The sequence below is a fragment of the Pedobacter westerhofensis genome, from assembly GCF_900182595.1.
Taxonomy (GTDB): domain Bacteria; phylum Bacteroidota; class Bacteroidia; order Sphingobacteriales; family Sphingobacteriaceae; genus Pedobacter; species Pedobacter westerhofensis.
Genome location: NZ_FXTN01000016.1, coordinates 65816 through 85016 on the forward strand (window position 1 = coordinate 65816; position 19201 = coordinate 85016).

At 43.9% G+C, this 19201-nt stretch carries 14 protein-coding genes and 1 pseudogene; 9 read left to right on the forward strand and 6 right to left on the reverse strand.

The window, feature by feature from the left end; translation table 11 throughout:
- Nucleotides 1-3 precede the first annotated feature (3 nt).
- From FN831_RS25275 to FN831_RS25295, 5 genes are all read right to left on the reverse strand, one after another.
- Nucleotides 4-2553, reverse strand: coding sequence for a phosphocholine-specific phospholipase C (locus FN831_RS25275; protein ID WP_142531000.1), 2550 nt, complete (start codon nt 2551-2553; stop codon nt 4-6).
- Between the two features lie 39 nt (nt 2554-2592).
- The gene (locus FN831_RS25280; protein WP_142531001.1) at nt 2593-3732 is read right to left on the reverse strand and encodes a TIGR03364 family FAD-dependent oxidoreductase; all 1140 of its coding nucleotides are present in this window, start codon (nt 3730-3732) and stop codon (nt 2593-2595) included.
- Nucleotides 3729-5030, reverse strand: coding sequence for a DUF5690 family protein (locus FN831_RS25285; RefSeq protein WP_185960602.1), 1302 nt, complete (start codon nt 5028-5030; stop codon nt 3729-3731). The genes FN831_RS25280 and FN831_RS25285 overlap by 4 nt, the downstream gene beginning before the upstream one ends.
- A gap of 13 nt (nt 5031-5043) precedes the next feature.
- On the reverse strand, nt 5044-5730 hold the full coding sequence (locus FN831_RS25290; RefSeq protein WP_142531003.1) for an HAD hydrolase-like protein: 687 nt from the start codon (nt 5728-5730) through the stop codon (nt 5044-5046).
- An 86-nt stretch (nt 5731-5816) separates the two neighbouring features.
- Nucleotides 5817-6395: a helix-turn-helix domain-containing protein gene (locus FN831_RS25295; RefSeq protein WP_142531004.1), complete on the reverse strand. Its 579-nt coding sequence runs from the start codon at nt 6393-6395 to the stop codon at nt 5817-5819.
- Between the two features lie 278 nt (nt 6396-6673).
- On the opposite strand from FN831_RS25295, the gene FN831_RS25300 reads away from it, so the two are divergent.
- From FN831_RS25300 to FN831_RS28200, 5 genes are all read left to right on the forward strand, one after another.
- Nucleotides 6674-7255 (forward strand): HD domain-containing protein, encoded by a 582-nt coding sequence (locus tag FN831_RS25300; protein ID WP_142531005.1) that lies wholly within the window; start codon nt 6674-6676, stop codon nt 7253-7255.
- Nucleotides 7256-7441: 186 nt separating this feature from the next.
- Nucleotides 7442-10726, forward strand: a complete 3285-nt coding sequence (locus FN831_RS25305) for a SusC/RagA family TonB-linked outer membrane protein (RefSeq protein ID WP_142531006.1) — start codon at nt 7442-7444, stop codon at nt 10724-10726.
- Between the two features lie 4 nt (nt 10727-10730).
- Complete coding sequence (locus tag FN831_RS25310; RefSeq protein ID WP_142531007.1) at nt 10731-12326, forward strand: SusD/RagB family nutrient-binding outer membrane lipoprotein; 1596 nt, start codon at nt 10731-10733, stop codon at nt 12324-12326.
- Nucleotides 12327-12654: 328 nt separating this feature from the next.
- Complete coding sequence (locus FN831_RS25315; RefSeq protein ID WP_246101757.1) at nt 12655-13275, forward strand: RpnC/YadD family protein; 621 nt, start codon at nt 12655-12657, stop codon at nt 13273-13275.
- 8 nt (nt 13276-13283) lie between these two features.
- On the forward strand, nt 13284-13472 hold the full coding sequence (locus FN831_RS28200; RefSeq protein ID WP_246101759.1) for a hypothetical protein: 189 nt from the start codon (nt 13284-13286) through the stop codon (nt 13470-13472).
- Nucleotides 13473-13550: 78 nt separating this feature from the next.
- Here the strand turns inward: FN831_RS28200 and leuS are convergent, their stop codons facing one another.
- Entirely contained in the window at nt 13551-16352 is a 2802-nt protein-coding gene (gene leuS / locus FN831_RS25320; RefSeq protein ID WP_142531008.1) for a leucine--tRNA ligase, read from the reverse strand.
- A 182-nt stretch (nt 16353-16534) separates the two neighbouring features.
- On the opposite strand from leuS, the gene FN831_RS25325 reads away from it, so the two are divergent.
- The 4 genes and pseudogenes from FN831_RS25325 to truB form a co-directional block, all read left to right on the forward strand.
- Nucleotides 16535-17413: a cell division protein FtsX gene (locus FN831_RS25325; protein ID WP_142531009.1), complete on the forward strand. Its 879-nt coding sequence runs from the start codon at nt 16535-16537 to the stop codon at nt 17411-17413.
- Between the two features lie 2 nt (nt 17414-17415).
- A complete protein-coding gene (locus FN831_RS25330) occupies nt 17416-17637 on the forward strand; it encodes a DUF3098 domain-containing protein (RefSeq protein WP_185960603.1) in 222 nt (73 codons plus the stop codon).
- A gap of 6 nt (nt 17638-17643) precedes the next feature.
- On the forward strand, nt 17644-18438 hold the full coding sequence (locus tag FN831_RS25335) for an undecaprenyl-diphosphate phosphatase (protein ID WP_142531011.1): 795 nt from the start codon (nt 17644-17646) through the stop codon (nt 18436-18438).
- Nucleotides 18439-18491: 53 nt separating this feature from the next.
- Nucleotides 18492-19175 (forward strand): annotated as a pseudogene (truB, locus tag FN831_RS25340) (tRNA pseudouridine(55) synthase TruB); the annotation flags it as partial.
- Nucleotides 19176-19201: the final 26 nt, after the last annotated feature.

Genomic DNA, 19201 nt, shown 5'->3' on the forward strand with positions numbered 1-19201 from the left:
AAGTTAAACTATCATCCTGCCCATAAAAGGGTCACTAAAACTCATTTTACCGGTTTCAACACGTCCGGCATACCGCTTTGTAAAATTATGGTTTCCTTTTACTTTCACACTGAAATCATACCAGCCATGGCTGTTCTTCAGGTTTAAGATCAGGCTTGCTGTCTGTGAAGCTTTTACTATTTTAGTGTGGTTATTTAATTTATAACCGTGGTCTGTAATCTCCAACGCAAGATCTTCTGAAGCCGCGTTTGCTAGCTTAATCGCGATGTTTCCACTGAGGCCGTCTCTGTTGCCGTCATGCTCATAAGCTACCGACACCTGAACAGCAGGATCTTTTTCATCCCCCATGTACTCACGGTAGAAACCATTGGGGCCATACGCCCGCAGATGATAGATGCCGTTCTCAAATTCAGACAGCGGCCAGTTATCGCTGATGGTATCACCCGCTTTTAGTCCGTAAGCCCAGGTCCTCACCTGCTCCAGCACACCAGGTTTATTGATATTCATATATTTACCCGGTGCATATACATTGAAGGGCGCTCCTGCGGTTTTACTGCCAAACACCTGATTTTTATTATCAAATGTTATTTCAAATGATTTTTTATCTGCGCTGAGTTTACCTTCTGCGTATAGCTGATAAGGCAATGCGCAGGAAGGACGGATTCCGGGCTCCTGTTTTGCCATATATGGTGAAGACTGCGGGTCCCTGTTGATCTGGGCAATCTCTTCCTGCGTAAGCAGTTTGTAATCTGAAGGAAGCTTTTTAAATTTCGCTTTATGGATACCTTCAAGAAAATTATTCTTGGCGATCGGCTCTGGATGGGCTATTTTTTCTCCGGTATCCGGCCTGAATACGGAGCTGAGATCCCCACAGATCATCCGCCGCCAGTCGCTGATATTCGGTTCTTCTATTTTCTTACCTGTTTTATTTGACAAAAAGTTCTCCAGGAACTGCAGCGTGGAGGTATGGTCAAAGACCTCCGAGTTCACATAACCGCCGCGGCTCCAGGGCGAGGCAATGATCATCGGGACCCGGTATCCCAGTCCGATTGCACATTCACGGTCGAACTTCTCCGGGAAATCTTTTCTGGCCAGTTCCTGCTCCAGCGTCACGTATTCTACACGCGTATCAATTCCTTCGGAGACTTTTCCTGTTCCCTTTTTGTGTGAGTGAGGTGCTGTAAACGGTGGCACATGATCAAAATAACCATCGTTTTCATCATAGGTGATGATAAAGATCGTCTTTTTCCACACTTCAGGGTTCTTCGTCAGGATATCCATCACTTCAGAGATATACCAGGCACCGTACCATGGTGCACTTGGATGATCGGAGAAATTTTCGGGAGCAGTGATCCAGGATACCGTTGGCAGCTTCCCGTTTTTCACATCTGCCCTGAACTGGTGAAGGACATCGCCCTTTGGCACCTTCATCGTGCGCGGGATGCCGTTATCATTGTAGGCCAGGTCTGTTACCAAATGATAATCAGGATCATTTTTGTTGGTATCAAATGCCCTGGAGTGTATACTTTGCTCGTGTTTGGGCAGCTGGTCAAATTGCCCCGGTTCAAGGAGCTGTTCCTTATTTTTATAATCCAGCTGTTTCTGGTTCAGCTGTTTCTGCAGATGGTCGATATGTGCATCTCCGGGCCTGAGCGCAGCCAGCTCGCCTTTCAGTGTTTCGATCTCTGCGGCTAAAACCGGCAGGCGTTTTTTGAGCTGCTCCAGATGTTTAGGGTGCAGGTCCACATGATACTGTGAGAAAAATTCAAGGGGGTTATCCTGGAAATTTGATAACCATGATTCCTCCTCACCTTTAAATCCCACATCGATGGCCACTTCATTCTGATAACATTTCCAGCTGATGTTGTTCTCTTCCAGCCTTTCCGGAAAAGTCTTCCATTTAAGTGTACCGTAATCCATATCATCGTTCCAGACATTGGCTTTTGAGTTTTCGTTCTGTTGTTCGCGAATGGTGCCCGACCAAAAATATAACCTGTTCGGATTTGTACCTGTAAGTGCAGAACAAAAATTCTGATCGCATACCGTAAAGGCATCAGCCATGGCATAGTAGAAAGGAATATCCTCCCGGGTATGGTATCCCAGCGTTAGCGGCATCTTTTTATAATCCGGATGGCCTGATTGTTTTACATTGAGCCACTGATCGTACTTACCGTCATTTCTGGCATTCACCTGATTTGCCCAGCTGTGCGGCAGGGAGCTCATCCAGGTAGATTTGGTGTCTTTGATATTTAAGCGGAATGGTGCATAAGTTTCTCCTGCGGCATTGCTTTGCATCCATACTTTATTTTTATTGGGAAGATCAATGGCACGCGGGTCGTTAAAACCACGCACACCTTTGAGCGTACCAAAACAATGGTCGAAAGACCGGTTTTCCTGCATCAGGATCACCACATGCTCTGCATCCATATAGGTACTCCCTGCTTTGGGATCAATGGCCATCGCTTTGAGAATTGATGACGGAAGTACACTGTAAAGACCTGCAGCACCGGATAAAAGTGCTGCTTTTTTAATAAATTCTCTCCGGTTGTCCATAAGGGAAAAATAAGTATCTGGTATGACCAGGATATGAAATTATAATAAAATATTGGTACGCTCTGCAACAACTTGCTCACATAAACCAAATGACAGCGTCATGCCGTTGCCGCCCATTCCGTTAATGATCATCACTCCGGGTTCCGCTTCCAGAATGAACTCGGTTTTTCCACCCGGCATCTTCGGATAGATACCGTTCCAGGTCTGGATGAGTTTACTGTTTTTTAAACTTGTAAAAGTTTGGAGATAATCCAGGATCATGCGGTTGATAAAATCTTTATCAAAGGGATCATGCACCAGTCCGTATTCATGAGAATCGCCCACGGTAAGTTCGCCGGTATGGTTCTGTGAGACCATCACATGTACGCCCCATTTCAGATGCTCGGCGTACTGTTCTTCATAACGCCTGCGCAATGCCGGTAAGGAGGCTGCCGACTGAAAGCCCGGATAATGGATCATAGACAGTCCGCCGCAGAGCGATGGGCCAATCCGCCAGCCATCAGGCTGTGCCTGCAAACGCATCATCTGCAATTTGCATTTGGTGATTTCTGCGGCGCTGTACAACTCAGGGTAGAGCGTTTCAAATTCAGCTCCGCTGCACACAAAGATCTCATCAGCTTCCCAGCTTTGCTGTCCGGCAAACACCGCAGGATGCTGAATCCGGCTGATTGCTGTGTTCCAGTAAAATTGAACATCGTATCTACCGCTAAGGTAATCTGCTACCTGCTGAATGGCTGCCCTGGCTTCCACGATCATCTCTGTACCGCTCCACAAAGCTCCTTTTAGTCCATCCGGTCTTACTGCCGGTGATTTTTTTAAAGTTTCTTCTATACTGAGCAGCCTGCAATCACGCAGGGATTGGTTTGCTTCGGCATATTCCGTCATTACCTGCAGTTCATCGTCATGGTAGGCGATGTGCAGCGAGCCTACTTCATCATGCCAGATACCAGCTTCTTCACAGATTTCTTTCCAGATACTCCGTGAGAGCATTGCCCGTTCAAACAAAGGTCCTGCGGGCTGACCGATGGGCCATACCATCCCGAAATTACGGATGGAAGCACCCACTGCCCGTTCGTTACGCTCAACAATCTTTACCTGGTAACCTCTGATGGCCAGTGCCCTTGCAGTAGCCAGCCCTACTATGCCAGCGCCAATCACTATGGCAGATCGTTTACTCATGCTGTATATAATTTAAGTTTACGCTTGTCTTTTTGTTCTTTATTTGCCGTTTGCAGAAAGTAAAGGAGCGACAGGATCCCTCCAATCCCGCCTATCAGCGACAACACCAGCAATCCATGTCTGAAAAACTGGTCCCAGCTAATCCCCGGTTTAACCAGTTCTTTCACCAGCAAAACACTGATACTGCCAAGATATCCCATTGCATCGGCCACATACATCACAAAGCCCACATTACTTTTATAATTGAAAGAGGCGATCATGCGTTCAAAAAATATGGCATTGTAGGGCACATATCCTAAATACAGGCCTAAACCCGCCATGGTCATCCAGCTGACAGGATCAATCAGTTTCAAATCAAACAGTACCGTAGAAATTCCGGCAAGGATACAGCCGCCGATAATCATCATATGGATCAGGCTAAAAGCGAGCAGGTTCTTCCTCACCAGGATCAGCAGGCTGATTAAAGTTAGTACAATCACTGAAATGATCGTATCAATATGCGTATAGATGGTATTGCTTTTAATACCGATGCCCGTCCAGATCTCTACTTCAAAGTTATCCCGGATGTCGCGCATCATGGTGAGCATCACATAAATGATCACTGTGAGGATAATCCCCGGAAGAAAGCGGATTAAGAAACCTTTTCTCTCGGCGGCCGACATTGGTACACGTTCTGCCCTCAGCTGTCTGTCTTTTTGTGTAGGCGGCGGCATCAGCTCCATGCAAAATACGAATAACAACAAGGGACCAACAAACAATGCTCCTGTACAAAATGGCATGAAATATTCGCCCACATGCAGGTGGTCCATCAGCGTCCGCCCGGTTGTTTTTACAAAACCCGAAGCAAAAATCAGACTGATAGACATGACGGAAGCCATAAACTCTGTTGACCTTCTCCCTTCCAGATAACCAAATACCAAACCCCAGATCATCCCGAGCGGAAAACCATTCAGGAATAGCATTGTGATATTGTAGGGGGCAGGGATCAGTGCAAAGCCCAGTAAAGCCAGCCAGGAAATTCCAATCAGCACCAGGATGCTCTTTGCCCGGTTTTCTGGCTTAACCTCGGCGATGAAACGGATTCCGTAGAATTTACTGAGCGTATAGCCCAATACCTGGGCGATCACCAGCCATACTTTGTAGTCGATATGAAAGTACTGTTGCCCGCTGTAGGTACCCGCAGCGAATGCTTTGCGAAAGGCATACATGCAGGTATAAGTTCCGAATGCCGCCAGGGCAGCCATTACCGAAAGCAAACCATAGGGCCACCTGGCAACCCTGGCTTTGAGATGGCTCATCAGCTGCATCTACTTAGCCTTTGATGATTTCCAGAACTTCTGCTATATTATCAATGATATGGGTTGGGTGATAAGGTTCCAGTTCAGCCCTGCTGAAAGCGCCCGTTGTTAGGGCGATCACAAAACGGCAGCCTGTATTTTGTCCTTCGCGCACATCCACTTCAGTATCCCCTACCTTTACCACGTCATTTGCATCTTCAATATTGCCTTCCTGCATGATTTTTTCGATCATGAAGGGAAAAGGGCGGCCCTGTTTAACTTCATCAGAACCGATAAGAAAATCAATCAGGTTTTTTTCGCGCCATTGCAGGCGGTTAATGATGGCATCGGCGATATCACGTGAAAAACCGGTGTTGATCCCTATGCGGATGCCTTTTTCATGCAATGCCGCAAAGGTTTCTTCAACGTTTGGCAATGGTTCAATGGTTCCGCTAAAGCTATAATGATCAATCATTGTCCGCACAAATTCACGGTGGATATCGCGGACAAGATCCGCAGTAATCTTTGAGCTTTCCGGTTCATGTGTATGCAGCATTTTGGTAATGGCCTCCGTTTTCTCATAACCCATGATTGGGTTAATCAGTTCAAGAGGTATACTGTACCCGAATTTGTTCAGGGCCGACTGAAAGGCTTTGCTTACATCATTGTTGTCTTTAACCGTAGTACCGGCAAGATCAAAAACCGCTAATTTGACAGACATATATTGCTTATTAAATGTTAAGCAATACTAAACTTTGTTTATTAAGGTTGAACTAAGTAAACATTAAGATATGATTAAATATCACCTTAATTCTTTTCTTCAAAAAAGTAAACGACCAGCATCCTGGCCGTCTGGCGGCCTAAATTGCGCGGGGTATGCGGAATCCTGCCGTCAAATAGCATAGAGTCCCCCTGGTTAAGCTCATACTTTTCTTCATTGAACTGATATTCTACCTTGCCCTGCAAAATATATTTATATTCAAAAGCTTCAGTTTGTACCAGGGGGCGCTGGGCATTAGGCTCCAGCTCAAGGATAACGATGTCTACCGTAGATGCTGTAAAGGACTGGGTGAAAACCCGCTGGTATAAAAAGCCCTCAGCATGTTCCTTTTCAAAATGATCATAGTCTGCCCTGCGTTTAATCAATACGGGCGACTGGCTTTCCTTAGACCTGATGTCTTTGAAAAAAGAATTGAGGTCAATTTCAAGTGCTTTGATGATGTCTATCAGTACAATTAAGGAGGGAATGGTACGGCTGTTTTCGATCTGTGAAATTAATCCCTTACTTACATTAGCCCTCAGCGACAACTCCTGAACTGTAATATTCATTTCGCGCCTGCGTTCTTTTATCCGGTTACTAATCTGTATCAGTACATCACTTCTCATCAGCTTTTTTATTATCAGTTTACTTTGGTTTGCATCAGCATATTTGTATCCTGGCAGATGCTGATGCAGACCTTAGCCTAAATCATATATTCTTATGAATGGCCGCAAAAATATAAAATAATCCGGGGCAGCACAACATTGCAGGGTTAAGGCTGAAATCAAATCAAAATGACAATCAATTGCAATACAAGAAGTTGATCGAAATGCCTAGATTTTATATCACTGAGTTAACAATTACATAACATGGGGAATTTTCCTTTGCTAAAAACAAATAGCTCATGACAGTATCTGCACGCAACGCCCAAATCATTGTTAACGAAATCTTTGCCCTTTATGAAAAACATGGGGATGAAGATTATATCGGCGAACCCGTATCCCAGCTGGAACATATGTCGCAGGCCGCAGCACTTGCAGCCGCAGACGGGCATGATGATGAGGTTATTCTTGCAGCGTTCTTCCATGATATCGGCCATCTCTGCGCAAGCGATGATGCGGCCAGCATGGACGGTATGGGCGCAGTAGACCACGAAAAGCTGGGTGCAGAATATCTTTCTGAAAAAGGGTTCTCCGACCGCCTTACACAACTGGTGCAAAGCCATGTAATCGCTAAAAGATACCTTACTTATAAGTTCCCGAAATATTACGAAAAGCTTTCCGACGCCAGTAAGGTTACCTTAGAATTTCAGGGCGGCAGAATGAGCGCTGAGGAAGGCGCAGCGTTTGAAGCGCATCCCGATGCAGAACTCATGATCCAGCTGCGTTACTTTGATGATAAGGCCAAAGAAACCCATATGGAGGTTAACAATATTACCTTTTTAAAACAACTGTCAATAAAACATTTATCCAATACAGAACTTTAATATACTATTCTAACATTAAGCCATTGTAAAATATTTATCTGTAATTTATTACCAGAAGCCGCCTGCTTAACGGTGAGGACATGAAATCTTAAGATACACTTAACCTAATCTTGGTTTACAAATAATAAACAAAGTTTAGTATTGCTGTATCAAATAATACTTCATTTCTCAAATAAAGACAAGCAGATGGAACACATTTACAAGCCGCTAAAAACTTTGATAACTGTGCTGTTGATTTGCATCGCTCCAATGATATCATTTGGGCAATCGCAAATAACAGGTACGGTTAACGATGAAACAAATCAGCCCTTACCCGGCATCAGCGTTGTGCTAAAGGGCACAACCAAAGGAACAACCACCGACGGCAATGGCCGTTTTACCATCTCTGCCGCTTCGGGCCAGGTGCTGGTTTTCCGCTCGGTGGGCTACGACCCGAAAGAGGTGACGATTACAGGTAATACTACTGTAACGGTAAACCTGATCAGCAACAGCAGTCAGCTGAGCGAGGTGGTAGTTACCGCATTGGGTATTAAAAAAGAAATCAGGCGCATCGGTTATGCTACCCAAACCGTAAAGGGCAGCGACCTGACTACCGCACGCGATGCCAATCCGATCACCGGATTGATCGGTAAAGTGGCAGGTTTATCCGTTGGCCCCTCAGCAGAGCTGCTGGGTTCACCAAATGTAAGTCTTAGGGGAAATACCATTTCATTATATGTGGTAGATGGTTTCCCGATCAATACAGATACGTACAACATCAGTCCTGACGACATTGAAAGCTATACCGTTTTAAAAGGTCCTGCAGCTGCCGCATTGTATGGAAACCGCGCTTCTTACGGAGCGATCCTGATTACCACGAAAAAAGCCAATAAAGAAGGTAAAGGACTGGCCGTTGATTTCAACAGCAGTACCGTGATCAACAAAGGCTTCCTGGCTTTCCCCAGGGTACAGCATTCTTATGGTGCGGGTGAAAACACGCAGTACCAGTTTGTGGATGGTAAAGGTGGTGCACCGGGTGGTGTGGATGCCGATTATGATATCTGGGGACCTTACTTTGCCGGTCAGCTGATCCCTCAGTATGACAGTCCGGTAGTCAATGGTGTACGCACAGCTACTCCATATACGGCCCGGGGAGCAAATAACTTAAACAACTTCCTGCAAACAGGTTATCAGACCAACAACAACATCTCCCTCTCTTCGACAGGAGATACCTACACTACACGTTTTTCTGCTTCACAGCAACATCAGTCGAGCTATATCCCTGAACAATACCTGGATATTGCCAACCTGAACATGTATGCTGCATTTACTCCAAGCAAACGCTGGAAATTTGAAGCTAACGTAGATTTTAACAGACAAACTACTGATAACTTTCCTGATGTTCAGTATGGCCCAAACAGTATCATCTATAACCTTGCTGTGTGGACCGGTGCCGACTGGGACGTGAATGCCCCGGATATCAAAGCCATCTGGCAACCGGGAAAGGAAGGTGTACAATCACAATTTGCCGAATATACACGTTATCACAATCCATGGTTGCTGGTCAAAGAATGGACCCGCGGTCATTATAAAAATGACCTTTACGGATACTTTTCCGGAAACTATAAAATCAATGATCACCTGAACGCTACTTTACGTTCACAGATCGATACTTACAACATCCTGCGTACCGAGAAACTGCCTTACTCTGCCCACCCTTACGGACGTGAAGGAAACCAGGGAGATTACCGCGAAGACCGCCGCGATCTGTTTGACAACAATACTGAGGTAATGGTAAACTACGATTACACGGTGAAAAACTTCCTGAACCTCTCAGGTGTGGTCGGCGGAAACATGAGGAACTTTAAATACAACTCAAGCTGGACTTCAACAGATTATTTAAGTGTGCCGGAAGTATATACTTTCAGTAACTCTAAAAATGCGGTACAATCTACCAGCTTTAACTCACAGATGCGTGTAATGAGTGCTTACTATTCATTGGATGCAAGTTTTGGAAAGTACGCTACATTATCAAGTACAGGACGTATTGATAAATCTTCTGCATTCCTTACCCCTACTACGTATTACTACCCAAGTTTATCCCTGGCAACAGTAGTATCTGATTATATCAAACTGCCATCAGTGATTTCTTATCTGAAAGGCCGCGTATCTTATTCAAGTATCAAATCCGACGCAACGTCTACCACAATCGGCCCGGCTCCGTATAACTCGATCTCTGTACTTGGCGGGACAACATCAGGCGACAATCCTTTATTCTATAACCCGCTGGGATATGGAACAACTTATGCTTCTCCATACAATGGACCTGACTATTCTTTGGTTAGCTCTTATTCATCTACCAAGCCTTATAACAGCCAGGCAGCAGGATACGCTTCTGATTACCTTTTCCAGAATGGCATTAAAACTTCTACACGCTTAAACTATGAAGAGGGTTTTGATATCAAGTTCCTGAAAAACAGGTTAGGTTTTAGCGGTACGGCTTTTCAGTATATTGACGGCCCACAGATCTTAGCTAATACAATTTCTACAAGTACAGGTTACACAATTGAATATATCAATGCACTGAAGACCAAGAAAACTGGTTACGAAGGATCGTTAACAGGAACACCGGTGAGAACCTCTACAGGCTTTAACTGGGATGTGATGGTGAATGTTTCTACGTATAAACAGGTATACAAAGAACTGCCTCCGGGACAGGACATCTACAAAACCTTCTTTAAGGTAGGAGACCGTACCGACAAATTATACGGTACTGCCTTTGTAAGGACTCCGGACGGTCAAATCATCAATGACGCTTCAGGAAAACCATTAATCAATCCTGTTTCACAACTATTGGGAAATATGAATGCAAACTTTGCGTGGAGTATATCCAACACCTTCAAATACAAAAGCCTGAGCTTAGGCTTCCAGTTTGATGGTTCGGTAGGCGGAAAGATTATCGACTATATGCACAACAAAACCATGCGTGGCGGTAGCAACATCGAAACTGCCGAAGGCGCACTTGGTGCAGCACGTTACCAGGATTGGTTAAACTACGGTAAGGACGGCTACACAGGTTCATATGTTGGTGAAGGTGTAGTGATTTCAAACGGTAAATCAATCAACTACAACTCTGCCACAGGTGCGGTACTCAACTATAACGAGCTGCAATATGCGCCGAACACCAAAGCTTCACTTGTACAGGGATACGTTAGTACGTATTACAATGCTGACGAAGCCAACCTGATGAGCAAGACCTATGCTAAACTGCGCGAAGTAACACTGGGTTATGACCTTCCAAAAAAATTCCTGGAGAAATCTTTTATCAAAAAAGCATCAGCATCCATCTACGGGCGTAACCTGCTGTACTTCTATAAAGACAAGAGATTTAAGGATGTAGACCTTGATCAGTATAATTATGCTACCAGCTCGACCGGATTACAGTCGCCAACAGTACGCAGCTATGGTTTCAATTTAAACCTGTCATTCTAATTCTATGAAAAACATTAAAATATACATCCTGCCCCTATTGATTTTACTGGCAGCAACAAGTTGTAAAAAGAGTTTTGACGACTTAACAGAAAATAACAATAAGCCTTCTACCGTACCTGCTTCGCTCCTTTTTAACGGGGTACTCAACAGCATGGCTGATCTTCCTGAAAAAATGCCGGAGGTTTATGACCAGTACTATCTGTACAACTATGACTACTATGGAAACAACAGGTATGACTTTGGCGGCGGAGATGATTATTACACGGTATTAAAAAACGTAGCCGCCATGGAAACCGCAGCGGCAAACACCGGTGGTGCTGCTGTTAACCCTTATGAAGCTGTAGGCAAGTTTTTCAAAGCCTATTTCTTTAGCAAAATGAGCCTTGAAATGGGCGATATCCCAATGTCGCAGGCCTTGCAGGGGCTCAACTCGCTGGAACCTGCCTATGACACGCAAAAAGCCGTTATGGTACAATCATTAGCCTGGCTTGAAAGTGCCAATGCAGACATGACCCAGCTGATTGCCAATCCTACTGCCGGAGGTTCCGGAGAGGGTGCTGCATTAGCCAACGATATCTATTATGGCAATGACCTGAGCAAATGGCAGAAAGCGGTAAACGCGCTAAGGCTTCGCCTGCTGGTTCAGCTGAGCAAAAAAACTGCTGATGCAGACCTGAACGTTGCAGCACAGTTTGCATCAATTGTGAATAATCCTTCCAAATATCCATTGATGATCAGCGGAGATGATAATTTGCAGTATACTTATGTTACTCCAAGTAATTTTTACCCCTCAAATCCTAATAACTTTGGTCAGAGTGGCTCACGTAAAAATACATCTGCTACCTATATCAGCCTGCTTACACAGCTGAAAGATCCAAGGGTTTTTGTAACTGCTGAGCCTTCACGTGACGCAGTGGATAACCTGAAGAAAAGCCCAACTGATTTTGCTTCCTTTATCGGAGCTGATGCAGGTGAGGATTTGAGTACAATGTACAACAATGCAGGTGCTCAGAAATACTCCTTCATCAACAGAAAGCATTATTACTCTACTTTCACGGGCGAGCCTACAATACAAATCGGTTATGCAGAAGAGCAGTTCAACATTGCCGAAGGGATTAATCGCGGCTGGGCAACAGGTGATGCTGCTACTTACTACAGAGCAGGTATCAAGGCTTCGATGACCGGATACGGAATACCAGACAATGGTATCTTCATTGCGTATTTCTACCGTCCGGGTTCAACGGATGTAACCAAGTCATCCAACTATGACAACTATAGTATCACTGCAAATTTTGAAGCGTACTACGCGCAGTCTCTGGTACAATATGCCGCCGGCAGCGCAGGACTGACTAAGATCCTGCAACAGAAATATATTGCACTTTTCCGCCATTCTGGTTTAGAGTCGTATTTCACTTACCGCAGAACCGGTGTACCTACCTTTACAACAGGGCCGGGTACAGGTAACGGAACACGTATCGCTATAAGGTTCCAGTATCCTTCAGTGGAAAGGACATCCAATACTACCAATTACAATAAGGCATTGCAAAGCCAGTTTGGCGGCAATGATGATATTAACGGGATCATGTGGATTCTGCAGTAGATTTCCTTTAGGGAATTTACAGGGGTAAAAAAAGAGATGTGATAAATCAAGACTGCCTGCTGCTGAAACGCAGCAGAAGGTCTTGATTTATCACATCTCTTTTTTTATGTATGGGTTAATTCCCCGCAGTCCATTGGGGGGATCATCCGGGAAACTGGGACAGTGCCAATACATCAGCGCATGCAATGTCAAATGGAAGAACAAAACTATTTAGAAGAGCTATAAAAACAAAAACATCGTTTAAAGAAATATACAGCCATTAATTAAACCTTTGTAATAATTATTTACTTAATATATATTAATTGTATAAATTATTTAACTTTGGAGAATGCAAGCGGAAAGCAATAGCAGGAAACAGGTTAACCAGTATGACAAGATCATAAAGGAAAATCTTGAAGTTACACTCCCGGTAATCATTAGAGATATCCTTGCGTTAGACGTTCTTATTAGTGAAGAATTGCCTGATGATATCCAGCATACTAAAGAAAGAAAACCAGACGCTTTAAAGAAAATAACTGATTTAAGCGGGAACACCTATGTTTTGCATGTTGAGTTTCCACTGAAGGATGAAAAAGAAATGGTATACCGCATGGCAGAATACAGCATTATGCTGATGCGCAAATACCAACTCCCTATTAAGCAATATGTTATTTTTATGGGGGATACCGATCCCCTGATGCGCAATTACTTAAATACCGATCATCATAAATACGATTTTACCCTAATTAAACTGTCAGAGGCGAACTTTAAAGTATTCCTGAAATCCGACAATCCTGAAGTAAAGATGTTAGGAATATTAGCTAAGTTTGATAGGGATGATAGTTACAGTGCAGTAAAATCAATTGTTGATGGCATTCAATCAACTGCAAAAAGTGATTTGAGAAAAGCAGATATTTTAGACAATTGCGTATATTTGTACAGTTACGCAATAGTATTAAACCACAATTAGAAAAAGCTATGGAATCTATAAGCACATTCTATAAGGAAGAAAACGATTATTTATATCGGAAAGGCGAAGAAAAGAAGAGCCATGCTGTTGTTGAAAACCTGATATTAAAATTAGGACTATCAGATGAAGAGGCGGCAGATGTTGCAGAAGTAGATGTAGCTTATGTGACAAAAGTCCGCGCTGAATTGAAAAAATAATCGAAATCATATTAACAGGAAGATCCACATATTGTGGATCTTCCTGTTAAAAATTAAGCTAATTTGGACCGTACCCCGTTAAACCACCAGATTAATAATCCGTCCCTTCACAACAATCACCTTCTTCGGGGTTTTACCATCAAGGTATTTTTGCACCTGCTCATCAGCAAGCACAATCTCTTCAATCGCAGCAGCTTCAAGCGTTAGGCTCAGATTCAGGTTCAGCCTTGTTTTACCGTTCACAGATACAGGATAACTAAACTCATCTTCCACCATATACGCCGGATTAAACACCGGATATTCCGCAAAAGATAAACTTTCCTTATTGCCCAGTAAGGACCAAAGCTCCTCAGTAATATGCGGCGCATAAGGCGAAAGCACGATCACCAGATCCTGCAGCACCGCACGTTTATTACATTTCAGATCTGTCAGTTCATTCACTGCAATCATAAAGCTGGATACCGAAGTATTAAACGAGAAACGTTCAATATCTTCCTGTACCTTTTTAATGATCTTATGCAAAGCTTTTAACTCCGCCTTGGTTGGCTCAGCGTCGCTGACAGCTAATTCCCATGCATCGTTATGGAACAAACGCCAGAACTTGCGCAGGAACTTAAACACCCCTTCGATGCCGTTCGTATTCCATGGTTTACTTTGTTCAAGCGGGCCCAGGAACATCTCGTACATCCTTAAGGTATCAGCACCATAACTACCGATCAGCACATCAGGGTTCACTACATTAAACTTGGATTTAGACATTTTCTCGACCTCTACCCCGCAGATATATTTCCCGTTTTCCAGGATAAATTCTGCATCAGTAAATTCAGGTCTGAAAAGCTTGAACTTCTCAATATTCAGGATCTCATTGTCAACAATATTCACGTCTACATGCAATGCAGAAGTTTTGTACTGGTCTTTCAGTCCATGGGAAACCAAAGTATTGGTAGCCCTGCCATCTGCTTCGATCACACGGTACACAAAATTACTGCGTCCCTGGATCATGCCCTGGTTGATCAGTTTTTTGAAAGGCTCTTCTTCATTTACATAACCAAGATCCTTCAAAAACTTATTCCAGAAACGGCTGTACAGCAAGTGCCCTGTAGCATGTTCAGATCCGCCGATATACAGATCCACGTTCTCCCAGTAATCAATTGCCTCTTTTGATGCAAAAGCATTTTTATTATGCGCATCCATATAGCGGTACCAGTACCAGCTGGAGCCTGCCCAACCCGGCATTGTGCTTAACTCATAGCTATACTGATCCTCATAGCTCCAGTCTTCAGCCCTTCCCAAAGGAGGTTCGCCGGTTTCCGTTGGCAGGTATCTATCGATCTCCGGCAAAACGAGCGGCAGTTCTTCTTCTTTAATCAGGTAAGGGATGCCCTCTTTGAAATACACAGGAATAGGCTCGCCCCAGTAACGCTGGCGGCCAAATATCGCATCGCGCATGCGGTAATTGATTTTAGCCTTGCCCACCTTCATCTCTTCAAGCCAGGCGTTCAGCGTTTTTACCGCTTCGGCATAGGCCATTCCGTTGATAAAACCAGAGTTGATATACAAACCCTCTTTGGTGCTGTCGGCCTGAACATCAATATCTTTCTGTCCGTCCAGGATCTGCACTACAGGCAGGCCAAAATGCTTGGCAAAAAGCCAGTCGCGCTGGTCACCGCTAGGCACGCCCATTACTGCACCGGTACCATAACCTGCAAGTACATAATCGGCAATCCAAAGCTGTACGCGCTCACCGCTTACCGGGTTGATCACATAACTGCCGGTAAATGCTCCGGAAACAGTTTTTGTATCCGCCATCCTATCGAGCTCAGACTTTTTCCTGGTCTGTGCGATATAATTTTTAACATCCTCGGCCTGTGCTTCTGTAGTTACAAAAGGAACCAATTCATGCTCAGGAGCCAGAACCAGGTAAGAAACCCCAAAGATGGTATCTACACGTGTGGTAAAAACCTCGATATAATCCGCAGGAACCTCAGCACCGTCTCTTTCTTCAATCCTGAAACGCACACTGGCACCAACACTCTTGCCAATCCAGTTCCGCTGCATTTCCTTTACAGGCTCCGGCCAGTCGATTGTATTCAGTCCCTGCAATAAACGCTCAGCATAGGCAGAAATACGCATGCTCCACTGCATCATCTTCTTTTGCTCTACGGGATGGCCGCCACGCTCAGAATAACCTTCCTTTACTTCGTCATTTGCAAGCACTGTTCCCAGCGCAGCACACCAGTTTACGGTACTTTCACGCAGATAAGTTAAGCGGTATTTCAGCAGCTCTTCCTGTTTTTCTTCGGCAGTCATCGCTGCCCAGTCGCTCGGCATAAAAGTTTTCACCTCTTCATCACATACTGCCCTCACATCGGCACTGCCGGATGCGTTAAACTTTTCGATCAGCGTAATGATGTCCTCAGCTTTATCCGTATCCAGGTTATACCATGAGTTAAACAGCTGCATAAAGATCCACTGCGTCCATTTGTAGTAATCAGCTTCACTGGTACGGATTTCCCTGCTCCAGTCGAACGAGAACCCAATCTGGTCCAGCTGGCGACGGTAGGTATTGATATTTGTTTCGGTTGTTAATGCGGGATGCTGACCTGTTTGTATCGCATATTGCTCAGCCGGCAGTCCGAAAGAATCATATCCCATCGGGTGCAGTACATTAAAACCTTTTATTCTTTTATATCTTGAAAAGATATCAGATGCAATATAGCCCAGCGGATGACCTACATGTAAACCCGCCCCGGAAGGGTACGGAAACATATCCATCACATAAAATTTAGGTTTTGCAGAATTATTTTCTGTTTTAAACGTTTGGTTCTCTGCCCAAAACTGCTGCCACTTCTGCTCTATTTCTTTAAATTGGTAATCCATTTACTACTATTCCTTAATACAGCGCGAAAATAACTAAATAAAGGGTGTTTCAGAAAGGTTATCAAAAGAATTTGGATTAGAGCTCAATAACATACGATACAATACAGTTTAACCGTTTAAAAGGCATATAATTAATTTTATTGCTTATATTTTTTTATTTTCGCAGAACATAAATAAATACCATGGAAGAATTTGAAGTTAGCGATGCTTCTAAGAAAACAAAAACCATCTATATCTCTACCATATTCAGCATCACACTGGTGCTGTTGATGCTGGGTGTACTGGGACTGATACTGGTACATGCGAAAAACCTTTCCAACTATGTAAAGGAGAATATCGTATTAAACATTATTGTGGATGAGGGCGCAAAAGAATCAGACGTACTCCAATTTCAGAAAGAGCTGAATGCCAATCCTGCCGTGAAACTAACGCAGTATGTAAATAAAGAACTCGCAGCAAGAAACCTTACGCAAGACCTGGGTGAGGATTTTGTAAACTTCCTGGGCTATAACCCTTTGTTATCTACGGTAGACGTGTATCTAAAGGCCGATTACGCGAACAACAAAAGCATTGATGCCCTTAAAGCCAATATCAGCAAAAACCCGGTAGTGAAAGAAGTGATCTATCAGAGTTCACTGATCGACATGGTAAACCAGAACATCAACACCATCGGACTGATTGTACTGGGTTTCGCAGCCATTTTACTGGTAATCTCCATTGCCCTGATCAACAATACGATCAGACTGGCGATTTTCTCCCAGCGTTTTATCATCAAGAGTATGCAGCTGGTGGGCGCTACCAAGAACTTTATCCGTAAACCCTATATTTTGGTGGCCATGCTGCACGGACTGATCGCATCATTTATTGCGGTAATCATCCTGCTGGGCCTTTTATTTTACGCACAAAAAGAAATCCCGGAAATTGTAATCCTGCGGAATTATACAGAATTTGGTATTGTGCTTCTCTTTTTAGTGGGCGTTGGCATCTTTATCACAGCCATCAGCACAACCTTTGCCGTTAACAGGTATTTACGTTTAAAAATTTACGATCTTTACAGATAATCATGGAGAAAAAAGCAACACCTGCAAATCAGGATCCCAAACATGAACTGGTTTTCACCAAAAAGAATTATCAGCTGCTGCTGATCAGTATTGCTATTGTAGCCTTCGGTTTTATACTGATGATGGGCACAACAGATATTTATGATGTAAGGAAAACCCTGATTGCTCCTATGGTAGTGCTTTTTGGATTTGGTTTTGGTATCTACGCAGTCCTGAAAAAGTAAGCATCCATGAATCTTATTCAGGCAATTATTCTCGCTGTCATAGAGGGATTAACGGAGTTTTTACCCGTATCTTCTACTGGCCATATGATCCTTGCGTCTTCCTATATGGGCATCGCATCCGATCCTTTTGTAAAACTTTTCACGATAGTGATCCAGCTGGGCGCTATACTTTCTGTGGTGGTTTTATACTTTAAACGTTTTTTCAAGACCCTCGATTTTTATTATAAGCTGATTGTGGCCTTTATCCCGGCAGCAGTATTTGGTGTCTTATTGAGCGATAAAATCGATGAGCTGCTCGAAAGCCCGATGACGGTAGCGATATCCCTCGTAATCGGTGGCTTTGTCCTCTTATTTGTTGATAAATGGTTCAGTGAACCTACTGTCCATACTGAAGAAGAAATTACCTATGGAACAGCATTAAAGATTGGTTTTTTCCAGTGCCTGGCGATGATCCCCGGAACATCGAGGTCCGCAGCTACTATCGTTGGCGGGATGACACAGAAACTGAGCAGAAAAGCAGCTGCCGAATTTTCTTTCTTTTTAGCCGTGCCCACCATGTTTGCCGCTACGGCAAAAAAACTGCTCGATTTCTATAAGGCAGGAAATACCGTTACACATGACGAAGTACAGATCCTGCTGATTGCCAATGTGATCGCTTTTGTAGTGGCCTTACTGGCGATTAAAAGCTTTATCGGTTTCCTTAATAAAAATGGTTTCAAGCTTTTTGGCTGGTACAGGATTATTGCCGGAATTATCATTATCCTGCTTATCTACAGCGGGCATGACCTCCAGATCATATAATTGTGTAAATTTGCCGCTTAATTAAAATCAGAGTTTTGAGCGTAGAAAAATTAATGGAAAGAACCTTCAATTTTGCCGAAGGTGAACTGTTACTCATCAACAAACCGTATGAGTGGACAAGTTTTGATGTAGTTGGGAAAATCAGAAACTCCTTAAAACCCCTGAAATTAAAAGTAGGCCATGCCGGCACGCTGGACCCGCTGGCTACCGGCCTGCTGATCCTTTGTACCGGAAAGCTGACCAAACAGATTGACACTTTCCAGGCAGAAGATAAAGAATATACAGGTACTATGATCCTGGGGGCTACTACCCCCTCTTTTGATCTGGAGACCACCGTTGATACAGAATATCCGCTGGATTACCTCACTGATGAAGCAATATATGCGGCCACTACTCCTTTCACCGGAGAAATCCAGCAATATCCCCCGGCACATTCTGCAGTAAAGGTAAACGGAGAACGTTTGTATGTTAAAGCCCGCAGAGGCGAAGAGCAGGAACTGAGGCTGCGCTTTGTAAATGTACCGGTGTTTGAAATCACGCGGATTGCACTGCCGGAGGTAGACTTCCGGATTGTGTGCAGCAAGGGGACATACATCAGGTCGCTCGTTTCAGATTTTGGCAAATACCTTGATAATGGTGCTTATCTTTCAAAACTCACACGCACCCGCAGCGGTAATTTCCTGCTGGAAGACGCATTTGAAGTAAAAGACCTTGTTGAGTATCTTCGTAACAGAAGAGCAGCCGCCACAACTGAAGCAGCAGT

Excerpts from the sequence above, each read along its gene's own strand:
- FN831_RS25305 (WP_142531006.1), top strand. The coding sequence starts at position 7,442 with ATGGAACACATTTACAAGCCGCTAAAAACTTTGATAACTGTGCTGTTG.
- FN831_RS28200 (WP_246101759.1), top strand. The coding sequence starts at position 13,284 with ATGGAATCTATAAGCACATTCTATAAGGAAGAAAACGATTATTTATAT.
- FN831_RS25285 (WP_185960602.1), bottom strand. The coding sequence starts at position 5,030 with ATGAGCCATCTCAAAGCCAGGGTTGCCAGGTGGCCCTATGGTTTGCTT.
- FN831_RS25325 (WP_142531009.1), top strand. The coding sequence starts at position 16,535 with ATGGAAGAATTTGAAGTTAGCGATGCTTCTAAGAAAACAAAAACCATC.
- FN831_RS25280 (WP_142531001.1), bottom strand. The coding sequence starts at position 3,732 with ATGAGTAAACGATCTGCCATAGTGATTGGCGCTGGCATAGTAGGGCTG.
- FN831_RS25275 (WP_142531000.1), bottom strand. The coding sequence starts at position 2,553 with ATGGACAACCGGAGAGAATTTATTAAAAAAGCAGCACTTTTATCCGGT.
- FN831_RS25330 (WP_185960603.1), top strand. The coding sequence starts at position 17,416 with ATGGAGAAAAAAGCAACACCTGCAAATCAGGATCCCAAACATGAACTG.
- FN831_RS25295 (WP_142531004.1), bottom strand. The coding sequence starts at position 6,395 with ATGAGAAGTGATGTACTGATACAGATTAGTAACCGGATAAAAGAACGC.
- FN831_RS25315 (WP_246101757.1), top strand. The coding sequence starts at position 12,655 with ATGCAAGCGGAAAGCAATAGCAGGAAACAGGTTAACCAGTATGACAAG.
- FN831_RS25335 (WP_142531011.1), top strand. The coding sequence starts at position 17,644 with ATGAATCTTATTCAGGCAATTATTCTCGCTGTCATAGAGGGATTAACG.
- FN831_RS25310 (WP_142531007.1), top strand. The coding sequence starts at position 10,731 with ATGAAAAACATTAAAATATACATCCTGCCCCTATTGATTTTACTGGCA.
- FN831_RS25290 (WP_142531003.1), bottom strand. The coding sequence starts at position 5,730 with ATGTCTGTCAAATTAGCGGTTTTTGATCTTGCCGGTACTACGGTTAAA.
- leuS (WP_142531008.1), bottom strand. The coding sequence starts at position 16,352 with ATGGATTACCAATTTAAAGAAATAGAGCAGAAGTGGCAGCAGTTTTGG.
- FN831_RS25300 (WP_142531005.1), top strand. The coding sequence starts at position 6,674 with ATGACAGTATCTGCACGCAACGCCCAAATCATTGTTAACGAAATCTTT.